This window comes from Microvirga yunnanensis, from assembly GCF_025460875.1.
In genome coordinates this window covers 35,954-56,601 of sequence record NZ_JAMXFI010000048.1, presented here as the reverse complement: position 1 = coordinate 56,601, position 20,648 = coordinate 35,954, and the positions used below count along the sequence as shown (strand labels likewise).

General features: G+C 62.4%; 16 protein-coding genes and 1 pseudogene. 12 read left to right on the top strand and 5 right to left on the bottom strand.

The window, feature by feature from the left end; all coding sequences use genetic code 11:
• Positions 1-1,020 precede the first annotated feature (1,020 nt).
• A pseudogene (locus tag NF876_RS43520) lies at positions 1,021-1,339 on the top strand (P1 family peptidase); the annotation flags it as partial.
• Positions 1,340-1,516: 177 nt separating this feature from the next.
• On the opposite strand, the gene NF876_RS22370 reads toward NF876_RS43520, so the two are convergent.
• From NF876_RS22370 to NF876_RS22360, 3 genes are all read right to left on the bottom strand, one after another.
• Complete coding sequence (locus NF876_RS22370; RefSeq protein WP_210806972.1) at positions 1,517-2,440, bottom strand: recombinase family protein; 924 nt, start codon at positions 2,438-2,440, stop codon at positions 1,517-1,519.
• Between the two features lie 55 nt (positions 2,441-2,495).
• Positions 2,496-2,927 (bottom strand): PIN domain-containing protein, encoded by a 432-nt coding sequence (locus NF876_RS22365; protein WP_210806970.1) that lies wholly within the window; start codon positions 2,925-2,927, stop codon positions 2,496-2,498.
• Positions 2,928-3,822: 895 nt separating this feature from the next.
• Complete coding sequence (locus NF876_RS22360) at positions 3,823-4,059, bottom strand: hypothetical protein (protein ID WP_262266134.1); 237 nt, start codon at positions 4,057-4,059, stop codon at positions 3,823-3,825.
• 82 nt (positions 4,060-4,141) lie between these two features.
• On the opposite strand from NF876_RS22360, the gene NF876_RS22355 reads away from it, so the two are divergent.
• The 3 genes from NF876_RS22355 (at position 4,142) to NF876_RS22345 (ending at position 6,332) form a co-directional block, all read left to right on the top strand.
• On the top strand, positions 4,142-4,987 hold the full coding sequence (locus NF876_RS22355) for a sensor histidine kinase (protein WP_262266133.1): 846 nt from the start codon (positions 4,142-4,144) through the stop codon (positions 4,985-4,987).
• A gap of 235 nt (positions 4,988-5,222) precedes the next feature.
• A complete protein-coding gene (locus NF876_RS22350; RefSeq protein ID WP_262266132.1) occupies positions 5,223-5,423 on the top strand; it encodes a hypothetical protein in 201 nt (66 codons plus the stop codon).
• 645 nt (positions 5,424-6,068) lie between these two features.
• Positions 6,069-6,332 (top strand): hypothetical protein, encoded by a 264-nt coding sequence (locus NF876_RS22345; RefSeq protein ID WP_262266131.1) that lies wholly within the window; start codon positions 6,069-6,071, stop codon positions 6,330-6,332.
• A gap of 85 nt (positions 6,333-6,417) precedes the next feature.
• On the opposite strand, the gene NF876_RS22340 is transcribed toward NF876_RS22345, so the two are convergent.
• Positions 6,418-8,328, bottom strand: a complete 1,911-nt coding sequence (locus NF876_RS22340) for a potassium transporter Kup (RefSeq protein ID WP_262266130.1) — start codon at positions 8,326-8,328, stop codon at positions 6,418-6,420.
• A 154-nt stretch (positions 8,329-8,482) separates the two neighbouring features.
• Here NF876_RS22340 and NF876_RS22335 point away from each other — a divergent pair, with 154 nt between their 5' ends.
• The 5 genes from NF876_RS22335 (at position 8,483) to NF876_RS22315 (ending at position 14,362) form a co-directional block, all read left to right on the top strand.
• Complete coding sequence (locus NF876_RS22335; protein WP_262266129.1) at positions 8,483-10,087, top strand: DUF4118 domain-containing protein; 1,605 nt, start codon at positions 8,483-8,485, stop codon at positions 10,085-10,087.
• Positions 10,084-10,776 carry a response regulator gene (locus NF876_RS22330; protein WP_262266128.1) on the top strand — a complete coding sequence of 231 codons (693 nt, stop codon included), beginning with the start codon at positions 10,084-10,086 and terminating at the stop codon, positions 10,774-10,776. The genes NF876_RS22335 and NF876_RS22330 overlap by 4 nt, the downstream gene beginning before the upstream one ends.
• 168 nt (positions 10,777-10,944) lie before the next feature.
• Positions 10,945-11,403 carry a hypothetical protein gene (locus tag NF876_RS22325; RefSeq protein WP_262266127.1) on the top strand — a complete coding sequence of 153 codons (459 nt, stop codon included), beginning with the start codon at positions 10,945-10,947 and terminating at the stop codon, positions 11,401-11,403.
• Between the two features lies 1 nt (position 11,404).
• On the top strand, positions 11,405-13,324 hold the full coding sequence (locus tag NF876_RS22320) for a potassium transporter Kup (protein WP_262266126.1): 1,920 nt from the start codon (positions 11,405-11,407) through the stop codon (positions 13,322-13,324).
• 198 nt (positions 13,325-13,522) lie between these two features.
• Positions 13,523-14,362 carry a TetR/AcrR family transcriptional regulator gene (locus NF876_RS22315; RefSeq protein WP_262266125.1) on the top strand — a complete coding sequence of 280 codons (840 nt, stop codon included), beginning with the start codon at positions 13,523-13,525 and terminating at the stop codon, positions 14,360-14,362.
• A 121-nt stretch (positions 14,363-14,483) separates the two neighbouring features.
• Here the strand turns inward: NF876_RS22315 and NF876_RS22310 are convergent, their stop codons facing one another.
• Positions 14,484-15,434 carry a fumarylacetoacetate hydrolase family protein gene (locus tag NF876_RS22310; protein ID WP_262266124.1) on the bottom strand — a complete coding sequence of 317 codons (951 nt, stop codon included), beginning with the start codon at positions 15,432-15,434 and terminating at the stop codon, positions 14,484-14,486.
• Positions 15,435-15,610: 176 nt separating this feature from the next.
• Here NF876_RS22310 and NF876_RS22305 point away from each other — a divergent pair, with 176 nt between their 5' ends.
• The 3 genes from NF876_RS22305 to NF876_RS22295 all read left to right on the top strand — a co-directional run bounded on the left by NF876_RS22305 (position 15,611) and on the right by NF876_RS22295 (position 20,356).
• Positions 15,611-17,227, top strand: coding sequence for a bifunctional 3-(3-hydroxy-phenyl)propionate/3-hydroxycinnamic acid hydroxylase (locus NF876_RS22305; RefSeq protein ID WP_262266123.1), 1,617 nt, complete (start codon positions 15,611-15,613; stop codon positions 17,225-17,227).
• A gap of 17 nt (positions 17,228-17,244) precedes the next feature.
• Entirely contained in the window at positions 17,245-18,357 is a 1,113-nt protein-coding gene (locus tag NF876_RS22300; protein WP_262266122.1) for a VOC family protein, read from the top strand.
• A 61-nt stretch (positions 18,358-18,418) separates the two neighbouring features.
• The gene (locus tag NF876_RS22295; RefSeq protein ID WP_262266121.1) at positions 18,419-20,356 is read left to right on the top strand and encodes an acyl-CoA synthetase; all 1,938 of its coding nucleotides are present in this window, start codon (positions 18,419-18,421) and stop codon (positions 20,354-20,356) included.
• Positions 20,357-20,648: the final 292 nt, after the last annotated feature.

Here is a 20,648-nt window from a genome sequence, read left to right as displayed (position 1 = left end):
GCTGCCTTCTTCTGCTGAGCCGTTCTTGCTAAATAGCTGTTGATCAAAGATAACTCTCGGCGACAGAGTATTTTAAACACATGTAAAAATTTAGGCGCGCCGCCCCCGGAGGCGAGGATCAGCGCTCCGTCAACCTAGCCCGCCTGGGACCGCCGGTCTGATTCGAGTTTGCCAAGTGTGTTACATCAAACCCTGCAGCAAGGTGGTCTGAAATAGACCATCCCTGCCATACTGGCGTAGTCCGATCCACATGCCGCTAAACCAAGAGCAACCAAGCAAACCCATCAGGCTTTCCAAGCCTGATTTCTGGTCGTGCGAGTTTTACACTGACTACGATTTTACACGTGTAAAATCCGGGTCGAGCAGCTCTCGATTGTGGTTGGTTGGCCCCAACGTCAACGACCTCGGCCGAGTACAAGGCCGCACTGGCATCGCTTAGCCGATGCCAGCGGCTCTCAGTTGAGACATTTTACACGTGTAAAAACTGCAGCGAGGGCCTCACATTCATCGGTTAACCTCAGCGGAGTCGCCTTTAGCTTCTGGTGCCCTGCCCTTTTCAGCGCCACGGATAGTTTTGGGATCCTGATACTTGGCAGGTAGGATGTCGACCGTGCGCGTCAGCTACCGTTCCTTGACTAGATGACCGCCGTGTCTTGTTAGGTCTAGAGCCGCAGACCACAAGACATCGTAGTTTTACCTGTAAATTCGAGGGTGTGAGCTAGAGCCCTTCCCGTTCATACCGCGGGCCGCTGACGACTGTTTGACGTGTAGGCTGCCAGCGCAAAGTGCTCGTGGTTACGCGACATCTAGGCCAGATGGAAGCCCGCCGTGTCACCGCGGTTTCCGCCCCGACGCTTCACGATGTGACCTATCCAGGCTAGCCCATGAAGCTTTTTACACGTGTAAAACGTACCATTGGTGGGCCCGACCCTTTATCAGGTTGATTGCTGGTAACAGAACAAGGGGAGGTGCAAGCTGACTAGTCAGCCATTGATCTAGAAGTAAGCTATTTCCGTCATTACAGCCAGCCACCCGGTTCCGGGCACTGACTTCATGGGCGGGAGCCATCGCGGCCGTGAATGCCGTGGGCGGATATCTACCATCCCGGCTCCCACCAGATCCTCTCCTGCGCCAGACGAGAGGACGGGCAGGGGTTCCGCGACACGATGGCTTTGCCCGCAGCATCAACCCCGTGCACATAATGTCAGACGGCGACACGATCTTTGCCCTGTCCACCGGCAAGGCCCTATCCGACCGAGCTAATGTTCCGGCCATGGGGGCGATCGCCGCAACGGTGATGATCCATACCGAGAGCCTGATCAGGCATCAATTCCCGGCGCCAGAGGCTACTTCCAGGGATGAACAGAGCCTTTGGAGTTCGTCGCAGAAGATGGGCAGGGGACTGAGAGCGCCTCACCCCCTACTATCGCTCTCCTTCCGTCGCCTCGACAACGGTCCACGGCGCGTGAACCCGCTTCAACTCGGGCGCCGCGCGTTAACCATATTTCTTGGCGCGCTACTCCGCGCCTTGCAAGGATGTTGGCAGGGTCAGCCCAGCCCTCCGCGCTTGTTCGAGTTGCTGTTTGACGGACGAGGCATTCCATTTCGTCCCGCCGCGCGGAGTGCGCTCTCGCATGCGTTCGAGTTGCAGAGCAATATCCCGCAGCGACAGATCCGGATCGGCCATGGCTATGCCAGCGATCAGCGTCATGAGCCGGTCGGCAGAGGGGCGGGGAGGGGACCTCTGAAGCAGCGCCGGATCGGCCATGCGCTGCGAGACCAGTTTTCGCACGGCGCGGCGGAGGCGCTCCACCGTCCAGTCCTGGCCCCACCCATTCAGAACCTGAACGACGTCGGCCCAGGGGTGGTCCGGCCGCATCCGCTTCACCGTGGGCATCCACCGATCGGCGGAGGCAATGAGTGGGTCGAGATACCGCTTCTCTCGGGCAAGTGTCAGCCGGCGGATAGTTTCCGGGCGGTATTCGCGAACCCCAGGGTTGCCGAGAACCTTCCCGCGGGCTTTAGCAGCCCGTAGTCCGGCCTTAGTGCGCTCGGAGATCAGCGATCGCTCGAGTTGTGCCACCGCACCGAGAACCTGCAGCGAGAACATGCCCTGGGGTGTCGACGTATCGATCGGATCCTGGAGCGATTTGAAATGGGCTCCCTTCTTTTCCAGCCCTTCGATGACCTCAAGCAGGTGGCTCACCGATCGCGCCAGCCGGTCGAGGCGCACGACCACGAGCACATCCCCGGCCCGGATCTCCTTGAGCAGCTGAGCGAGAACCGGACGGGCCCGGGACGCACCTGAACCCAGCTCCTGATAGATCACCACGCAGCCAGCCGCCTTGAGCTCGATGATCTGAGCGTCCGTCATCTGCTCCTCGGTCGACACGCGGGCGTAGCCGATCAGGCGCCGTTTCGGGGCAGGGGAGGGGGCCATCAGAGTCGCTAATCTCGGTTCTCGAGCTCACCATAAGGATGGCGGCGCTCGGAGCTTATACCGCCGCCAACAGGTTCGAGGTTGACCATGAGGGCCAGCCAGTTCCGGCGAAATCACGGTCATGGCTCCACAGATCGGCATCCAAGGTCCAGGCCAACGCCAGAAGATGAGCATCAGTGACGCTGCCGTTGCGGAATGCCGGAGCGTTCTTGAGAGCTGTCTCGGCCATCGCCCTGTCCTTATCGGCCACATCCTCTCGGGCGATGATGGTCAGCAGATCCAGCAGGCTTTCCAAAACCGAGAGATCGTTTGGCCTGATATGCTCTACCACTCTGTACGCCTCGTCAAAGGCTTCCTCACTGGTGATCAGGCTACGCCGCCCTGAAATGAGGTCCAGGTGTGTGCCTGTCATTGACCCCAGGACCGCGGCCACGAAAATATTGGCGTCGACCACCAAGGCCGCTGGGACGCCGCGCGGTCGGCTCAAGGACCGAACTCGCGATCAAGAGCGGCCTGCTCGTCAGGAGAGCGCTGGGACTGTGCCTGTGCCAGCGTCTGACGAAACCGTGCTCGAGCTGCCTCAGAAGGGGGGCGCAGGGGGACGAGCAGAGCGACGGTCCGCCCGTCGCTCTGAACCGGAACAGCTCCTGGCAACTGCTCGATTGAGGCAGCGGACAGTTTCTGGAGCTCTCTCATCGTAATCGCCTGGGCCATGTTATGTATGTAAACCCATAGGGCGCGATTTTCAAGGAGCTTGGCAACCATTTGTACAATTAAAGGATATGCATACTAACGATCGTTTGAAGACGATCGGTGAGGGATTTGGTTTACCACCCGAAGAGGACAGGACTTCCCTCAGCCCTGCTAAAATGGCTTAAAACAAGGACTTCTGAGATCCTTCAGCCGCCCAGGGATCTTCATAAGCGCCTATGATGAGGCTTCAGGTAGAGTGGCTCGCGATGCAGCCGGGCAGAAAAGCTCGAAACTGTCTATCAGACCGTAGCCAGTTGCGGTTTAGCTTCCACCGCTCCCGTCAGCTCGTTTTACATCAACGAGTTAGCAGCTATGCGGAAGCTTAGCTTTTGGTGGGGGCGGGATCGTAAACCTCAAGTCGGAAGAGCCTCGCCCGCAAAAACCTCGCAGCGCCTCTGTCGGCATCAGAGTAGGGGCAGGGGACTGTCGACTGCCCGAATCGGCATCCACGGCAGGAGGGGAGGGCAGGTCAGAGGTGAAGAGCGGACCTCGTCACAGCCGCGCTTAAACGGCTGAGTTTGGCCCGGACATTTCATCCTCGTTAGGGTGGCGCTTTGGAACAACGGCAAAGGTCGCAGGTTGGGAGGGTTTGGTCCTCCTGTTCCTGTGACATGCCAACGAGCCAGCTCTCAAAGACCGATCTTAACCGCACGCTTGATCGGCTTCGCCAGCATGAGACTATCCTGGTTGAGTTCGCCCGTGTCTCGGCCGAGATCACCGATCTCCAGCGCCTGCTCGACCTCGCCTGCCAGCATGCCGCCCGGGCCACGGGCGTCGACCACGCCAAGGTCATGCAGTACCGCAGCGACAAGGGCGATCTGCTCATGGTTGCGGGGAAGGGATGGAAGCCTGGCACCATCGGGCACGCACGGCTTGGCGCTGATATGTTCTCGCCTCCAGGACGCGCCTATCAGACCCGCGAGGCCATCTGCCTCGGGGTCATCCAGGATGATCCGGATTTCCCGCTACTCCTCGCTCCTGAGGGACCACGGCATCGTCTCGCTCCTCAATGCCCCGATCGCCATTGACGGCGTGGTCTGGGGCGTGATGGAGGTCGATTCCACCAGGCCCGAGGCCTTCGACGAGGACGATCAGCGCTTCCTGGTCGCCTTCTCGCTTATCCTGGCCTTGGCGGTCCGGCACCGGCAGGGGCAGAGCGAGCGCGAGAGCAAGGCCGAGGAGATGGGCCGGCGGCTGGCCCAGGCCGAGACCTACATGCAGGAGCAGAACCATCGGGTCCGCAACTACTTCCAGATGATCCTCTCGATCCTGGGCAGCCGCAGCCGTCGGGCCGCCAGTGGGCAGGCCCGCACCGAACTCGAGGAGGTGATGGAGCGGGTGACCGCTATCGGCCTGGCCCATGACCTGCTCACGGTGGAAAGCGGCCAGAGCGTGCTCGATGCCGCCACCTACCTCGATGCGCTCTGCCTCGGCATCGAGCGCAGCATGGCCGATGAGGTGCGGATCGAGCGGGATCTCGAACCGGTCCAGCTCCGGCCGGACCGGGCGGTGCCGCTCGGGCTGATCCTGAACGAGCTGGTGATGAACTGCATCAAGTACGCCGTGAAGGAGCGGCCGGACGCGTTCATTAAGGTCCGGTTCCGCTCCGACCTTGGCACGGCGGAAGCCATGCTGAGCGTGCAGGACAACGGCCCGGGCATGGGCGAGCAGCGGCTGGGCAGCTTAGGATTGCGGCTCGTGCGCTCGCTGGCAGGCCAACTTAGCGGACGGATCACCGTCGACAGCTCCTCTGCTGGGACCCTCGTGACGCTGATCTTCCCGATGATCGAATGATGGGGCCGTCGCGAAACAGCGCCTGCCCAAGGCACAGAGGCCCAGATCATGTCGGCACGCTCCTGTTTGCTGGATCAGAAGCCTGAAAGACTGCAGTGGATTGGCAAATCCCACCATGGCTTGCGGCGACCAGGGGAGAGGATGCCGCCCCTTCGGAAATTCCTCATCAGGCCGTGAACAACGGCAGCCGCCAATGGTTAGGGATGCTCCTCGGTCAACAAGAGGTGTGCGGGCCGTGTATGTTCCCCGATTTGAGCGAGCGGCCGATTACCGCCGGCAGGCCGAGCACGCCCGAGGCATGGCCAACTGGATCTCGCTGGACAATGCCAAGCAGCAACTGCTCGCGGTCGCCCGGCATTTGGAGGCCATGGCGGAGATCGAGGAGCGGGAAGCGCGCAAGACAACGTCCATTCAGAATCCGCGACCGGAGCGCTAGTCGCTGCCGGCATCGCTAGGCTTCATCGCCTGACCAAGCCGCCAAGCATCCCCTGCTGGCATAATGATCGGGCGCACGGCTCGATCGGGCAAGCTTCGACGCGGATCGTAAGCCCCGTTTGCGTTGGGGCCAAGCGGCATGCCAGCGAGGCTCTCCGAGGGCCGTATTTGCCGCACGCCATTCCTGAAACCCTGACCTCGCGCCGCGAGTTCGGTTGCATCAACGGACACAACCGCCGATGAACGGCGATGGAGAGAAGCCTATGGGGGCCAATGAGAGCCGGCGGCCGAGCCGCGGGGCGAACCCGCGCACACCGCACCTCCCACGGTACATCATCGAGCACATTGGACAGGTGCTGCGAAATCGCTTCCGCGAGGACCTGCTCATTCCCGTGCCGGGCGAGATGCTCGATCCGCTGGAGAGGATGAGACTCACGCAGGGTTTGGTTCCGGCACGTCTGCGACCTGAACCCGAGGTCAGCAAGCGTCACCGATCCGGACCTTCCTCAGCGTCCGTGAATTTCATTGCCTGACCCTCAGCCGACCTTAACCAGCCCGTCCGGCGTCTCATTAACGGGGACTTTCCGGCCCCAACTCACGTTATCAGGGAAGCAGCGAGTCCAGCTTTGCCTCCAGAGGTTGAGACGTGGCGCTCAAGGATTTGCAGAACCTGATGTGGAACGGGGCACTCCTCTCCGGCGGGGTATCCATCGTCGCCCGTGTCCATGCGCATCAGGCGTGGAAGAGGTTCGAAGCAGCCTTGGCGGGTGCCCGCGCCACCGGTACCGGCGACAGGCTCTACCAGCGGGACTGGGATTTCAGGTACTGGCACAGGATCGGGCTATCGGCGGCCGGGTTCTCCATCCTCTGCTCCATCCTGTGGCTATTTTCCAGGCTACTCTACCTGTGATCCGCCCCATGCAATCGGAAAGGCAGGCGCAGGATCCGGATCCTGCACGGGGCTGCGCCCTCCCGGTCCTCGTTGGTTGCCCCAGTCAGATCGTGATCCGGGAACCCACCTCGACCGCCCGGTCCTCTGGGATGCAGAACTGGTCCGAGATGTCGCTCGCCGAGCGCGCCATCGGAATAAAGATGTAGTCCTGCCACAGCGGCAGTCCCGCGTGCGCCGACGCTTGCAATGCCCGCCGCGACAGGAAGAACGACGAATTGTCGAGATCAAACCCCGCCGCCCGGAGCGCCTTCGGGAGATTGGGGCTCTCCATGAAACCGAACCGCACCGTCACCCGCGAGAACCGGTCCGAGAGCTTCTCCATGGTGACGCGGCCCTCGTCCGGACGGCGCGGGATCTCCTCGGTGACAACCGTCAGGATGACGTTGTGCTCATGCAGCACCTTGTTGTGCTTCATGTTGTGCAGCAGGGCCGCGGGCACATCCTGAGCGTTGCCGGTCGGGAAAATGGCCGTGCCGGGCACCCGCGGCACCGAGCTGCTCTCGGCCATGCGCATGAACTCGGCGAGCGGCGGGCGCCCCCGGTGCGAGATCTCGGCCAGCAGGCGCGTGCCCTTGCGCCAGGTGCGCATCAGGATGAACAGCCCCGTGCCGACCAGCAGCGGGAACCAGCCACCGTGCGGGATCTTGAGGGCGTTGGCGCCCAGGAAGACGAGCTCGATGGCCAGGAACGGCGCGATTACCAAAGCGGCCACGGCCGGTGACCAGCGCCAGAACTTCCAGGCCACGATGAACAGCAGGCACGAGGTGATGACCATGTCGCCGGTGACGGCCAAGCCGTAAGCGGCTGCGAGGGCGCTCGACGACTCGAACAGGACGACGATCAGGATGACGGCAAACAGCAGGAGCCAGTTGATGGTCGGGATATAGATCTGGCCCTTCTCGGTCTCGGATGTGCGCATCACCCGGAAGCGCGGCAGCACACCCAGGTGCATCGCCTGCTCCGAGATCGAGAACGCGCCCGTGATGACCGCCTGGCTGGCGATGATCGTGGCCACCGTGGCAAGGATCACCATCGGCAGCAGTGCCCAGGACGGGTAGAGCAGGAAGAACGGGTTCTCAAGTCCCTCAGGATGGGCCAGCAGCATGGCGCCCTGGCCGAGGTAGTTGAGGGCGAGCGCCGGCAGGACCAGGCCAAGCCAGGCGGTGCGGATCGGCGCACGGCCGAAATGGCCCATGTCGGCATAGAGGGCCTCGGCCCCGGTGACCGACAGGAACACTGCGCCGAGTGCAAGCAACCCGGCCGTGCCGTGATGGAGCAGGAAGCTGAGGCCGTGCACCGGATTGATGGCGGCGAGGATGCTCAGGTCATCCCGGATGTGCATCAGGCCGCCCACGGCCATGACCAGGAACCAGAACGCGGTGATCGGGCCAAACCAGGCGGCCACGCTCGCCGTGCCGAACCGCTGCACGGCGAAGAGTGTGATCAGGATCACGAGGCTGAGCGGCACCACGTAGGGCTCGAAAGCCGGCGTCACCAACTTGAGGCCTTCGACGGCCGAGAGCACGGAGATGGCGGGCGTGATGATGACGTCGCCGTAGAACAGGGAGGCGCCGACCATGCCAAGGACGATGGTGATCCCGGTGCTGTGCCCGAGAGCGCGTTGGGCCAGGGTCACGAGCGAGAGGGTGCCGCCCTCACCGTTGTTGTCGGCCCGCAGCACGATGACCACGTACTTGACCGTCACGATGATGATCAGCGCCCACAGGATCAGGGAGACCACGCCCAGCACCATGTCACGAGTGAGAGCGCCCGAGCCGGCATGGCCGGTGGCGGCAGCGAGGCTCTCCTTGAGGGCGTAGAGCGGGCTGGTGCCGATGTCGCCATACACCACCCCGATGGTGCCAAGCGTCAGGGCCCAGAAGGAGGTCGGGACTGCGTGCCCATGCTCAACAGGACCGACATCCACCCGTTCACTGATCCCTGTGGCAGCCATGAACCGTCGCACCTTTCCGAAGGGGGTGATAATCCCCACGGCTCAACGTAGCTGCATGGTGGAGGGTTTCACCTCCTCAAAGCGGCCGGTCACGCTACAGGCTCGGTTGGGTTCGGTGAAACCGTGTGATAATGGCCTGCGAATGGCGGAGGTCATGGACGCAATGGTTGCCTTTGATCCCCGGTCGTCTCGCACGGCGCAACCTGTTCCCAAAGTGTCGCGTCCTGGCTCATGGGCGCTCCCCCGAAGCCGCAAGACCGGGTTCGATCTGGCCTGGCCCTATCTCTGGTCCGCCGCGGCCGTGGGCCTTGCCGCTGGCGTTGGTCTTGCCTTGACGTCCCTGGTCCGCCTTCCCAACATCTCGATGGTGTTCCTCTTGGCGGTCCTGTTCTCCGCCGCCCGATTCGGCATCTGGCCAGCCCTGGTCTCGTCAGGGCTGTCGTTCCTGGCCTATAACTTCTTCTTCATCGAGCCGCTGCATACCTTCGCGGTCACCCAGCCTCACGAACTGCTCTCCCTCTTCGTGCTTCTGGCCGCCGCGATCCTGACCTCGACCATTGCCGGCCGTGCCAGGGACCAGGCGCAGCTGGCGGCCGAACGCGAGGTCGCTTCGCAGCGCCTGTACCGGTTCGCCCGGCGTCTCTCGGCGCTCGCCGATCCGCAGTCCGTTATCGATCATGCCGTGATCCAAGCCCATGGCGACCTGCGTCGCCCGTGCGTGATCCTGCTCCCGGAACAGGGCAGGCTCGCGATGTCGGCGGCCTGGCCCCCCGAGGACCATCTCAACCCGGAGGTGTTGGCGGCCGCCGACCTCGCTCTCATGCAAGGGGAGCCCGTTGGCGCAGGGACCGCACTCTGCCCGACCGTGCCGTGGCTTTTCCTGCCCCTCCGCACCCCCGAGGGAGCCACCGGCGTCATTGGGATCGCTTTGCCCGATGATGCCCCGGTCGATCCGGAGGCGCGGGTGATGTTTGAGACGGTGGCGGAGCTGACCGCGACGGCGCTGGAGAGGGCCAGGCTCGGCCAGGAGATCTCCGCCGCACGGACGGCCGCCGAGGCCGAGCGGATCCGCAACACGCTGCTGGCCTCGATCAGCCACGACTTCCGCACGCCGCTGGCGTCCATCTTGGGGGCCGCGACCAGCCTGATCGAATATGGCGCCCGCCTGCCGGAGCCGGCCCGGCGTGACCTACTGGTCCAGGTGAAGGATGAGGCCGAACATCTCGACGGCATGGTCCGCAACCTCCTGGCCATGACGCGGCTGGAGGCGGGGGCGCTTGAGCTCAATCGCGACTGGGTCGACCTGCAGGAGCTGTTCGACCGGGCCGTGGCCGTGGCCAAGCGACGGGGCGCCTCCGAGACCTTTGACGTCGCGGTCGAGGAAGGGCTTCCGTTTGTTTTCGCCGATCCCAACCTGCTGGATCAGGTTCTGGCGAACGTGGTGGGCAATGCGATCCAGCATGCCGGCTCGGGTGATCGGATCACGCTTCAAGCCAGGCGCGACGGGGAGATGGTCGTGCTTTCCGTAACCGACAACGGACCTGGGATTGCCCGGGAGGTGCTGCCCCGCATCTTCGAGAAGTTCGCGCGGGCACCGCGGCCAAGCGGCGATGCCGGAGAGGGGACGGGTCTCGGTCTCGCCATCGTCAAGGGGATCGTGGAAGCTCACCACGGCACAGTCGCGGCCATCAGCCCGGTTTCCCAGGTACAGGGAACCCGGATCGAGATCCGGTTGCCGCTCCCACAGGGGAATTCATGACCCATCCAGCCCGAGTCCTCGTTGTCGACGACGAGCCGGCCATCCACCGCTTTCTCACGCCGGCCCTCCTCGCGAATGACTATGAGGTGCTCAAGGCGGAGAACGGAAGCGACGCCCTTCGGCAGATCGCGGCGGACGCACCGGACATCGTCATTCTCGACCTCGGCCTGCCGGATATAGACGGCAAGGACGTGATCGCCCGTGTGCGCGAGTGGTCCAACGTGCCGATCATCATTCTCTCGGCCCGCGACCGGGAGGCCGAGAAGATTGCCGCCCTCGACCGCGGCGCGGACGACTTCGTCAACAAGCCTTTCGGAGTGGGCGAGCTGATGGCCCGCCTGCGGGCGGCTTTGCGTCATCGCATGCAACGCAACGGAGAGACGCCGGTCGTGAGGGTCGGTGGCTTGGAGATCGACGTTCCACGGCGGCGTGTGACGTGGCAGGGCAGCGAGGTGAGTCTCAGCCCAAGGGAATTCGACCTCCTCGCGTTCCTGGCGCGGCATGCGGGCAAGGTGGTGACCCATCGCCAGATCCTGACCGCTGTCTGGGGACCGGCCCATGAACACGATACCCAGTACCTGCGGGTGTATGTCGGCCAGCTCCGGCAGAAGATCGAGCCCAATCCATCTGATCCCAGCTTCATCCTGACCGAGCCCGGCATCGGCTATCGCCTGAGCGATGTGCCCTAAGGGCAGTGGGCCAAGCGTCTTTATACTGTCTTTATATCGCGTCCCTCACTTCCACATCGAATTTTTATGCGGACCGGATCATGTCTGCTCGAAAGGTCAGGACTGGCCGGTCGGCTCCGCAGGGACTGATCGGCTGAAGCCGTTCCTGACCCGTATGGGACAGCCGGCATGTGGCTTCAGCGCAATCAGGAACGCGATCTCCGTTCCCTCCTGTCGAGGATTGAAGCGGCCTCGGAGCCGACAAGCGCGCTTGTGGGGGAGCTTCTCCACCGCGCATGTCCTCGCCTGCAGGGAACCCCCAGGCCTAACGAACTCGTGCAGCGGCTGGTCGAGGCAGAGGCCTGGGTTGACCTCGGGTTCTGGCTGATCGGCTGGGAACTGCCGGATTGGGTGATCCACCGCCTGTCCTGCGATGACCAGCGCTGGAACTGCGCGATCTGCGTCCGCGGCCTGGCGATCAACTGGATCGAGGATGTGGCCGAGTTCCAGCACGACCACCCGGCGCTCGCGATCTTCGGCGCCCTGGTGCTGGCCCAGCTCCGAAAGGTTCAAGGCCCCACGCCCAGCAATGTCACCCCGTTCAGGCGGACGGCAGCCCGTCACGTGAGCCGTGATGCAGAGAGATAACATGACAGCAACAGTATCACCACAGCAGGATTCCGCTGAGACGGCCACCCAACCTGCGACCTCGCACGGGTCCGGCTTCTGGCCCCTGACGCTCGGCACGCTCGGGGTCGTCTACGGCGACATCGGCACGAGTCCGTTGTACGCTCTCAAGGAGTCGCTCTCGGCCGCGGCTGCGGGCGGCGTTGTCACCCGCGAGATGGTGTTCGGGATCGTGTCGCTGATCCTGTGGGCGCTGATCGTCATCGTCACGATCAAGTACGTGCTGTTCATCCTGCGGGCCGACAACAACGGCGAAGGCGGCACGCTGACCCTCATGGCTCTGGCCCAGAAGTCCATGGGCCACAACGTGTTCATGATCACTCTGCTCGGCATGATCGGGGCGGCCCTGTTCTATGGCGACGCCATCATCACGCCCGCCATCTCGGTGCTCTCCGCCGTCGAAGGCCTGAAGGTCGCAAGCCCGGCCTTCGAGCATTACATCCTGCCGCTCAGTCTTGTGATCCTGATTGGGCTGTTCGCGGTCCAGAGCCACGGCACCGCCCGGGTCGCGGCTTGGTTTGGGCCAATCACGGCGGTGTGGTTCGTGCTCATGGCGCTCGGCGGGCTGGTTCACATCGCCGACGACCCAAGCATCTTGGCCGCGATCAGTCCGACCTATGGCATCGTTTTCCTTGCTACGCACGGTACGGCCGGCCTGTTTGCGCTCGGCGCTGTGTTCCTGGCGGTCACCGGGGCCGAGGCGCTGTATGCCGACATGGGACACTTCGGCCGGCGTCCGATCCAGACCGCCTGGCTGGGGCTGGTGCTGCCGTGTCTCGCCCTCAACTACATCGGCCAGGGCGCACTGCTTCTCGACGACCCGGCCAAAATCGAGAACCCCTTCTTCCTGCTCTACCCGGACTGGGCGCTGCTCCCGATGGTCGGCATGGCGGCGGTTGCCACCATCATCGCGAGCCAGGCGGTCATCACCGGCGCGTTCTCCATCACCCAGCAGGCAATCCAGTTGGGGCTCCTGCCACGGATGGAGATCCGCTGGACGTCCGAGACCGAGAAGGGCCAGATCTACGTACCGAAGATCAACTTCCTGCTGCTGCTCGCAGTTCTGTTCCTGGTCATCATGTTCAAGAGTTCGAGCGCCCTGTCCCATGCCTATGGGCTGGCGGTCACCGGCACGATGGTCGTGACCGCCATCATGGCCTTCTTCGTGGTCTGGCGGTGCTGGAACTGGCCGCTTTGGGCTTCTGTTGGCGTGATTGCGCCCTTCCTGCTCATCGACACGATCTTCCTGGCGGCGAACGCCCTCAAGATCCCGCAAGGCGGCTGGATGCCACTGCTGGTCGGGGCGCTGCTGGTTCTCCTCATGATGACCTGGAGGACCGGCACCCGCATCCTGTTCGACAAGACCCGGAAAGTGGACGTGCCGCTGCTTGAGCTCATCACCATGCTGCAGAAGAGCCAGCCGCACCGCGTGAAGGGCACGGCGGTGTTCATGACGAGCGATCCGGATACTGCGCCGGCAGCGCTGCTGCATAACCTCAAGCACAACAAGATCCTGCACGAGCAGAACGTCGTGCTGACGATCAAGACTGCGGATGCTCCGCGCGTCCGGGACGAGGAGCGGGTCCGGATCGAACCGCTGGGTGACTCGTTCTGGCGTGCGACCATGACCTATGGCTACATGGAGCCGCCGAACATCCCGCATGGTCTGGCCCTCCTGCGCAAGCAGGGCTTCAAGTTCGACATTATGGCGACGTCGTTCTTCGTCTCGCGGCGCTCGATCCGGCCGTCCGTGCATGGCGGTATGCCATTCTGGCAGGATAAGCTGTTCATCACCCTGGCCAAGTCAGCCAGCAACGCGACGGACTTCTTCCAGATCCCGACCGGGCGAGTCGTCGAGGTCGGCACCCAGGTGACAGTCTGAACCGGCTCCTGTGTCGTGGCTGTTAAGGGCATCCGCAATTTCTCGTAATGGCACATTTGCGAAGTAGATCGAATGTCGGCTGTGGAAGGGGACAGCAGACCTCCCTGAGGCGATCACAATTTCCCTAGATGACCCAAGAAACCCCTAGGTTGTCCCCTACGAGAGTGCAATCTCCAGGCACCCCGCTCGCTGATTTACATGACAGGGTTCGCGCGGATGTATTTGCGGCGGCGCTATGGCTCAGGCAGCTTCCCATGCTCGGCGACCGGCACGGTCAATATGGACTTTTTCGTCAATATGACCTATATAAAACTTAAGTTTGATAGCTGGTTAGCGATGGCAAAAGTCGATCCGATTCGCCGGGCCGAAATCGGGCGTGAAAAGCGCGCTCGTACTCGTGCTCAACTCGTCGCCGCTGCCACTTCGCTTTATGCGAAGCAGGCAGTAGATTCCGTCACCGTCGACGATCTGGTCCGGGAGGCGGGGGTCGCGAAGGGCACTTTCTATGTCCATTTCACGGGACTCGACGCACTAAACGCAGCCGTCGCGGAGGAATTGGTCAGGTCTTTAGACGAACTACTACAACCGATCAGGCTCTCGCTCAACGAGCCTGCGCTCCGTATCGCATTCGGATGCAGCGCCTTCATCGACAAGGCTCTCGACGATGCTCCATGGGCGAGGTTTGCCTCACGGTTCTTGATGACAGCTCCCATGGGAGGGGAGATCGTCCGCCGCCATCTCCTCGAGGACCTCCAGCAGCTCTCAAAGGGCTTGCCACAAGGCGAAGTTTCTCCCCAACTCAATCTAGAGATCGTGGTCGGGATTATTCTCCAGTTGATGCGTGCCCTTGGCTCGGGCAGGCTGTCATCCCAGGATCGCAACCCAGCTATCAGCGCGATCCTGCGGGCAATCGGCCTTGATGCTCGGCGAGCGGGCGCCATTCTCACGCGTTTGCCGCCCCTTCAAAAAGATGGAGCCCAGGCTGTACCGCGGCGTTCAAAGTCACAGCCAAAGCGCATGCGTGACAGCACTGTCTGAGTCTCGCGAATCGTGGGGCCTTCGGGTTGCTCCAAACGATGCAATTCTCAACGGAGAAAGCATCAAACCCAACAGCGGACGGCGCTTTTGGGCCCGGCGCTCTGGCGGAACCCCAATGCTCTCAGCCCACGATCTCAGTAATCTGTTCGCCGAGATCGAGTGCACCGTCGCGGCTCCAAATCCGTGCATTGATCCGGTCACCGGGTTTCAGATAGTTGGGCCGACGCCCCTGCGACTTGAGAAACAGCTTCCAGAACCGGCGCTCGGGAAGCAGTTGCATCACGCGGCGTAAGGGCGGCGGCGGGACGCGAAGTGCACAGCCGCTCGGCGTACCCGTCAGGAGGACATCCCCGGGAGCGATGTTGGCGAAAGTAGACAATTCGGAAATCGTCTCGGCAGGCTTGAACACGAGAGCGGAGGTGTTGTCGTGTTGCCGCACCGTTCCGTTCACTGAGAGCTGGAGTTCCAGATCGTCGATCTTGGCGAACTCTTCCCGGTCCAGAACGGTAAGCCAGGGGCCAATCGGACAAAAGCCGCGATAGCTCTTTCCCTTGAAGAATTGTGTCTGTGGCAATTGGATATCGCGTGCGCTGAGATCATTCGCGATCGTAACAGCGAAGACGTAGTCGGCCAGCATGTCAGGGGTGACAGTCACGGCGGAGCAAATCGGCCGGCGAAAAACCAGGGCAAGTTCGACCTCGTAGTCCAGCAGCTTCACATGAGGCGGTCGCGCGACCGCCACACGTGCCGAACCGATCGAAGCGTCGGACTTCGTGAAGAACATGTTGAACAGCTTGGCATCCGGATTCATTCCGGATTCAATCATATGTTGTCGGTAATTCGCGCCCTGGCAGTAGATCCGGCATGGGGTGGTGATCGGCGACAGGATCTCGACGTCCTCAATCCCAACACTCGGCGTCCGCCCGCGCGCCTGGCGCCAATCAGCTTCCCCTCGTTCGATCAAGGCCGCGGTGGTCAGATAATCGTCGGAGAGCGGTGTGATCCACCCTTCTGACGCCACTCCCCACCACGGTTTGCCCTGCTTCTCGAAGCGCACGAGATTGGTTGCCATCTTTTCCTCCCTTGACTGCCTGCTCGAAACCCACGCCGCCGATCGCTCATGCTCGCGACCGACCGACTGCGACACGCATTGCCCTAGGCTTTGAACCCGTATTGACTATTTAGTCGTTATGACTCTAACGTTCAAGAATCTGTTGGCGACGAACACGCCAACGGGAGGAAACACAGATGACAACGAAACCTATCGGCCAACCGACTTCTTTGGCCGAGCTCGATATAGCCGTCATCGGAGCAGGCCCCGTCGGGCTGATGATGGCAAACCTGCTTGGCCTTTCCGGCGTGGAGGTTGCCGTTCTCGAAGGCAGCGAGGGTGTTCGAGGCATGCCGCGGGCCATTGCCTATGATGCCGAGACGTTGCGGTTGTTCGGAATGGTCGGTCCTCTTGGCGAGATCGCACCTGAACTGGTCCAAGGTCCGCGCGTGCGTCACGTCAATGCCCGCGGCCGCACCTTGATGGAAATGGATTTTCCCGCCTGCGGGCCCTACGGACACTCTCCTCTAGGCACCTTCTACCAGCCACAGTTTGAGAACGTCCTGCTCCACGGGGTGTCGCGGTTTTCCAACGTCAGAACGTTGTTCGGACACATGGTGACCGGCCTGCAGCAATGTAGCGATCATGCGGTCCTGACAGTGTCAACGCCTGAGGGGGTACGCACCCTTCAGGCGAAGTTCATCGTCGCGTGCGACGGCGGCACCAGTCGGGTTCGCGACATGCTTAGCTCTACGCTCGTCGGGTCGACCTTCGCACAGCAATGGCTCGTTGTGGATGCGATCGTCAATGGCCACGATGTCAGGCAGGTCAGCTTCCACTGTGACCCGCGGCGCCCACGTGTCGAAATGCCGGCTGTTGGGGATCGCGTCCGCTGGGAATTCATGCGTCTTCCTGGCGAGCGCCAGGACGAGTTGTTGGCGGAGGACAGGATTCATTCGCTCATCGCCGACAATTTCGGAGGCGGTTCAATCCGAATCGAGCGGAAGGCGGTCTACACATTTCACGCCCGCGTCGCGGATCGCTGGCGCAATGGTCGCGGGTTCCTCGCCGGCGACGCCGCTCATCTGATGCCGCCCTTCGCGGGCCAGGGCATGAACAGCGGATTGAAGGATGCGGTCAATCTCGCCTGGAAGATAGCCTATGTCATCAAGGGGCTCGCACCGGCCGCTCTCCTCGACACCTACGAGGCCGAACGAGCTCCCGTGGTGCGCAGATTGGTCAACGTCTCCCGGCGTCTCGGCTTTGTCATCATGCCGACAAACCGTGGTGTCGCTTTGGCGCGGGACTGCATCTTCGCCTGTCTCAACATGTCGCGCCGTTTTCGCGCCTTCATCCGTCGTGGCGGTGTGCTGCCGCCCCCTGCTATCGGCCGCAGCACGCTGACCGCCGGAGGCCGGGATCCGTTGATCGGCCAGATGATTCCGCAACCCCATGTGCGATCACCGCAGGGGACGGCGCCGCTGGACACGTTTCAGGCCTGCCATCAATGGCTGGCCCTCGGGATCGGGATCGACCCAACGACAATGTTGTCCCCGCGCGATCTCGCCATCCTGAAAGCCCTTGGCACGGGCTTCGTCTGCCTCAATGGCAACGACGAGGGCATCTCGGCAATGGCGCTGCAATGCGACGACCCTGCCTTTGCGGCCTGGGTGAAGCGTCATGCCGTCCGCGCGGTTCTCGTCCGACCCGACCGCTTCATCGCCGCGCGGATCGATCCGCAGGGCCGAGATGTGACCGTCCTCAACATGTTCGCCGCGAGCAGCCCCGAGGCTGCTCCCCGCATTGCAGCCTAGCCCGGAAGGAATTGCCGATGTCGCTCCAAACCGCCGCCACGCATGGCCCTGGCAGCGTCGAGTTGCCGCGTAGCCCTTCTCCGCTGGTGAAAGCACACGAACTTCTGTTTGCCCATTTTGAACGTCCCGACCTCAAGAAGGCCGAGGCCTATCTGTGCGATTTTGGGCTGGTCCGCGCTGAGAGGAGGGTCAACGAGCTGTTCATGCGGGGCGCCGGGCCGCGGCCTTATATCTACCGGGTGACACGCGGGCCTCGGGCCCGCTTTCTCGGTCTCGGCCTTTCAGTTCCGGAGGCGGAGGATCTCGAAACGCTGGCCAGAGCTTTCGGCAGCCGCGTGGAGCGGGCCGACGGACCAGGCGACGGGTGTGTCGTGCGCCTTCGTGATCCCCAGGGCGTTGCAGTGGACGTTCTGCATGGGATGACGCCGAGTCTGCCTTTGCCGGTCCGGCCGCCCATCCAGCACAATGCCCCAAGTCATATCATTCGCGTCAACGACACCCAGCGCCCGAAATTCGAGCCGCCGCAGGTCACCAAGCTCGGGCACCTCGTCTTGGAAACGCCAGACTTCGATCAAAGCGCGCGCTGGTACATAGACACATTCGGCTTCATCCCATCCGATGTGATGTGCCTGCCCGACGGCACGCCGATCGGCTCCTTCATGCGCTTGGACCGCGGCGCCGAACCCACGGACCATCACACCCTGTTTGTGTCCATGGGCCTGGAGTCGAAGGTCGATCACGTGGCTTTCGAGGTCATCGATCTTGATGCGGTGGAGATGGGCCAGCAGGTGATGATGGCGAGCCGCTATCGGCATGCCTGGGGTGTCGGCCGCCATCTTCTCGGGAGCCAGATCTTCGACTATTGGCGCGACCCATGGGGCCAGAAGCACGAGCATTACGCGGATGGCGACCTGTTCGATGCCGACCAGCCGCCTGGATACCACCGGATGGATCGAGAGGGGCTCTACCAGTGGGGCCCTGATCTGCCGGATGACTTCATCGATGCCCGGCTAACCCCACGGCGTCTGTGGAGCCTACTCAAGATCGCGGTCAACGACAGGGCACGTTTCAAACGGATGCTTGCCTTGAAGGACAGCGTATCCAGACCCAGCCGTAGATGGCAGCGTTGATGGTGTCAGCCGCCGCGATCTCGTCCGCTGTTTCTTCATTGTCCCACAGGTAAAGTGACCGATGCCGATCCGAAGCATTGCCGACATCGAAGCTATTGAGGCTCTGCCGCTCGCAGGTCGCGGCTTGCCCTCGACAACTTATGAGGCGCTTGCCGTCGCCGCCAAACGCACGCCCGACGCCAAGGCGCTGTCCTTCTTTCTCACATCCGACACCTACGATCAGGTATTCACGTGGTCCTATGCCGAACTGCTGGCCGACGTGACCCGGGCTGCGAATGCGTTTCACGCATTTGGTGTCAGTGCGGACCATCCGGTCGCCTTCGTCCTACCAAACCTGCCGGAAACCCACTTCACAATCTGGGGTGGCGAAGCGGCCGGGGTCGTGTTCGCCATCAATCATCTACTGGAGCCGAGCCAGATTGCGGGACTCCTGCGTGCTGCACGCGTGCGGGTTCTGGTGACCTTGGGGCCTGCACCCGGTACCGATCTATGGACGAAGCTCGCGCCGCATGTGCTGACGTTGCCTGACCTCCGGGTCGTGGCTTGGATCGACCTGTCGACATACACACGTGGTGCGGTGGCTGCGTCCCGAGACGAGGAGTCGGGCCTAGCTGATTTTGACTTTGAAATCGTTGATTTCCGCCGGGTTCTGCAGGAACAGCCGTCGGATCGCCTCATCGCACCGCAGCTGATCGCGCCATCCTCGACGTCGTCATACGTCTGCACCGGTGGCACGACAGGTCTGCCTAAGATTGCGGTCCGCACGCACGGCAACGAAGTCTTTGATGCCTGGGCCACGGCTCAGATCCTTGGTCCTCGGGCCGCGCCGCGCACCTTTTTTTGTGGGTTGCCACTGTTCCATTCCAACGCCCAGATCGTCACCGGACTGTTGCCGTGGATGCAGGGCGATCACGTCGTGCTAGGCACGCCCGAGGGTTATCGGGGCAAGGGGGTCATGGCCCGGTTCTGGGAAATCGTTTCACACTTCCGCGTCTCAATGTTCTCTGGAGTGCCGACGATATATGCATCGTTGCTCGATCTGCCGATCAGGGACAACGACGTCTCGTGCCTCGAATTGGCGCTCTGTGGCGCAGCACCGATGCCAGCCAAGCTGATCGAGAGCTTCGAAGCCAAGACCGGGATCAAAATCCTGGAGGGCTATGGGCTGACCGAAGGCACCTGTGTCTCATCCGTCAATTTGCCGGAGGGCGAGCGGCGCCCCGGATCGATTGGAATGCGCATTCCATATCAACAGATGCGGACTGTCATCCTCGATGACGCGGGACGATTTCTGCGCATGGCCGAAGTGCACGAGACCGGAACGCTTGCGATCAGAGGCCCGAACGTTTTCTCCGGCTATTTGGATACCCGGCACAATGACGACGTGTGGATCGACATCGAAGGGGAGCCTTGGCTCAATACCGGCGACCTTAGTCGAGAGGATGAAGAGGGACGCTTCTGGCTCTCAGGCCGGCGCAAGGAACTCATCATCAGAGGCGGGCACAATATCGATCCGAAGCTGATCGAGGACGCCCTGCTCAGGCATCCAGCTGTGGCGTTGGCTGCTGCAATCGGAAGCCCCGATGCCCACGCGGGCGAGGTGCCGGTGGCCTATGTCCAGACGCAGCCCGGCGCGATCGTCACGGCCCAAGAGCTCCTCGATTTTGCGGCCGCGAGCATTCCCGAGCGCGCTGCGGTCCCAAAGCAGGTGCACATCGTGCCGACGCTGCCGATGACGGGTGTCGGCAAGATCTTCAAGCCAGCGCTGCAACGGCTTGAGATGGGGGCCGTCGTCCGCGCCGAGGCGCGGAAAACCGGCGCAACCATTGTCAGCATTGAGCACGCTCGCGATGTGCGGGGAGGGGCCGTGACCCGGGTCCAGACCGATGCCGGAGCAACAGCCCTACGGGCGGCGCTTGACCGCTATGCATTCAAGTCGGAAGTGCTGGAAGGCGCCAGCGGTCCTTCCACTGGTGAAGAGGTAAAGTCACGAGCATAATCACGACGACAGCCAAGGCAGCGATGTGTCGTGATCCCAGCAGCAGCGGCGGACTCATGACGATGCAGGCCCTCGTCAAAAGCCGGCAGCCGACGAGGTCGCGGTTGCTGTAGCGCAGCCTTCGATAATTCCCTCGATGTGCCCCGCGCCCAAGGTTATGATAAGTTTTTCCAATCATCAGATGAAAGACAATATATTGGACCTTGGTGGCGTCCGCAGTCAAGTTTGTGCGGCATCCGGACGAGGTCGATGCCCAGCGCATCCCGCACCTCCCGATGTCAGTCCATCTCGC

What these genes read in the sequence shown, in the direction of transcription:
- NF876_RS22335 (WP_262266129.1), top strand. Translation starts at nt 8,483, where the DNA reads ATGGACGCAATGGTTGCCTTTGATCCCCGGTCGTCTCGCACGGCGCAA.
- NF876_RS22325 (WP_262266127.1), top strand. Translation starts at nt 10,945, where the DNA reads ATGTGGCTTCAGCGCAATCAGGAACGCGATCTCCGTTCCCTCCTGTCG.
- NF876_RS22300 (WP_262266122.1), top strand. Translation starts at nt 17,245, where the DNA reads ATGTCGCTCCAAACCGCCGCCACGCATGGCCCTGGCAGCGTCGAGTTG.
- NF876_RS22340 (WP_262266130.1), bottom strand. Translation starts at nt 8,328, where the DNA reads ATGGCTGCCACAGGGATCAGTGAACGGGTGGATGTCGGTCCTGTTGAG.
- NF876_RS22330 (WP_262266128.1), top strand. Translation starts at nt 10,084, where the DNA reads ATGACCCATCCAGCCCGAGTCCTCGTTGTCGACGACGAGCCGGCCATC.
- NF876_RS22310 (WP_262266124.1), bottom strand. Translation starts at nt 15,434, where the DNA reads ATGGCAACCAATCTCGTGCGCTTCGAGAAGCAGGGCAAACCGTGGTGG.
- NF876_RS22370 (WP_210806972.1), bottom strand. Translation starts at nt 2,440, where the DNA reads ATGGCCCCCTCCCCTGCCCCGAAACGGCGCCTGATCGGCTACGCCCGC.
- NF876_RS22295 (WP_262266121.1), top strand. Translation starts at nt 18,419, where the DNA reads ATGCCGATCCGAAGCATTGCCGACATCGAAGCTATTGAGGCTCTGCCG.
- NF876_RS22355 (WP_262266133.1), top strand. Translation starts at nt 4,142, where the DNA reads ATGATCCGGATTTCCCGCTACTCCTCGCTCCTGAGGGACCACGGCATC.
- NF876_RS22315 (WP_262266125.1), top strand. Translation starts at nt 13,523, where the DNA reads ATGACAGGGTTCGCGCGGATGTATTTGCGGCGGCGCTATGGCTCAGGC.
- NF876_RS22305 (WP_262266123.1), top strand. Translation starts at nt 15,611, where the DNA reads ATGACAACGAAACCTATCGGCCAACCGACTTCTTTGGCCGAGCTCGAT.
- NF876_RS22320 (WP_262266126.1), top strand. Translation starts at nt 11,405, where the DNA reads ATGACAGCAACAGTATCACCACAGCAGGATTCCGCTGAGACGGCCACC.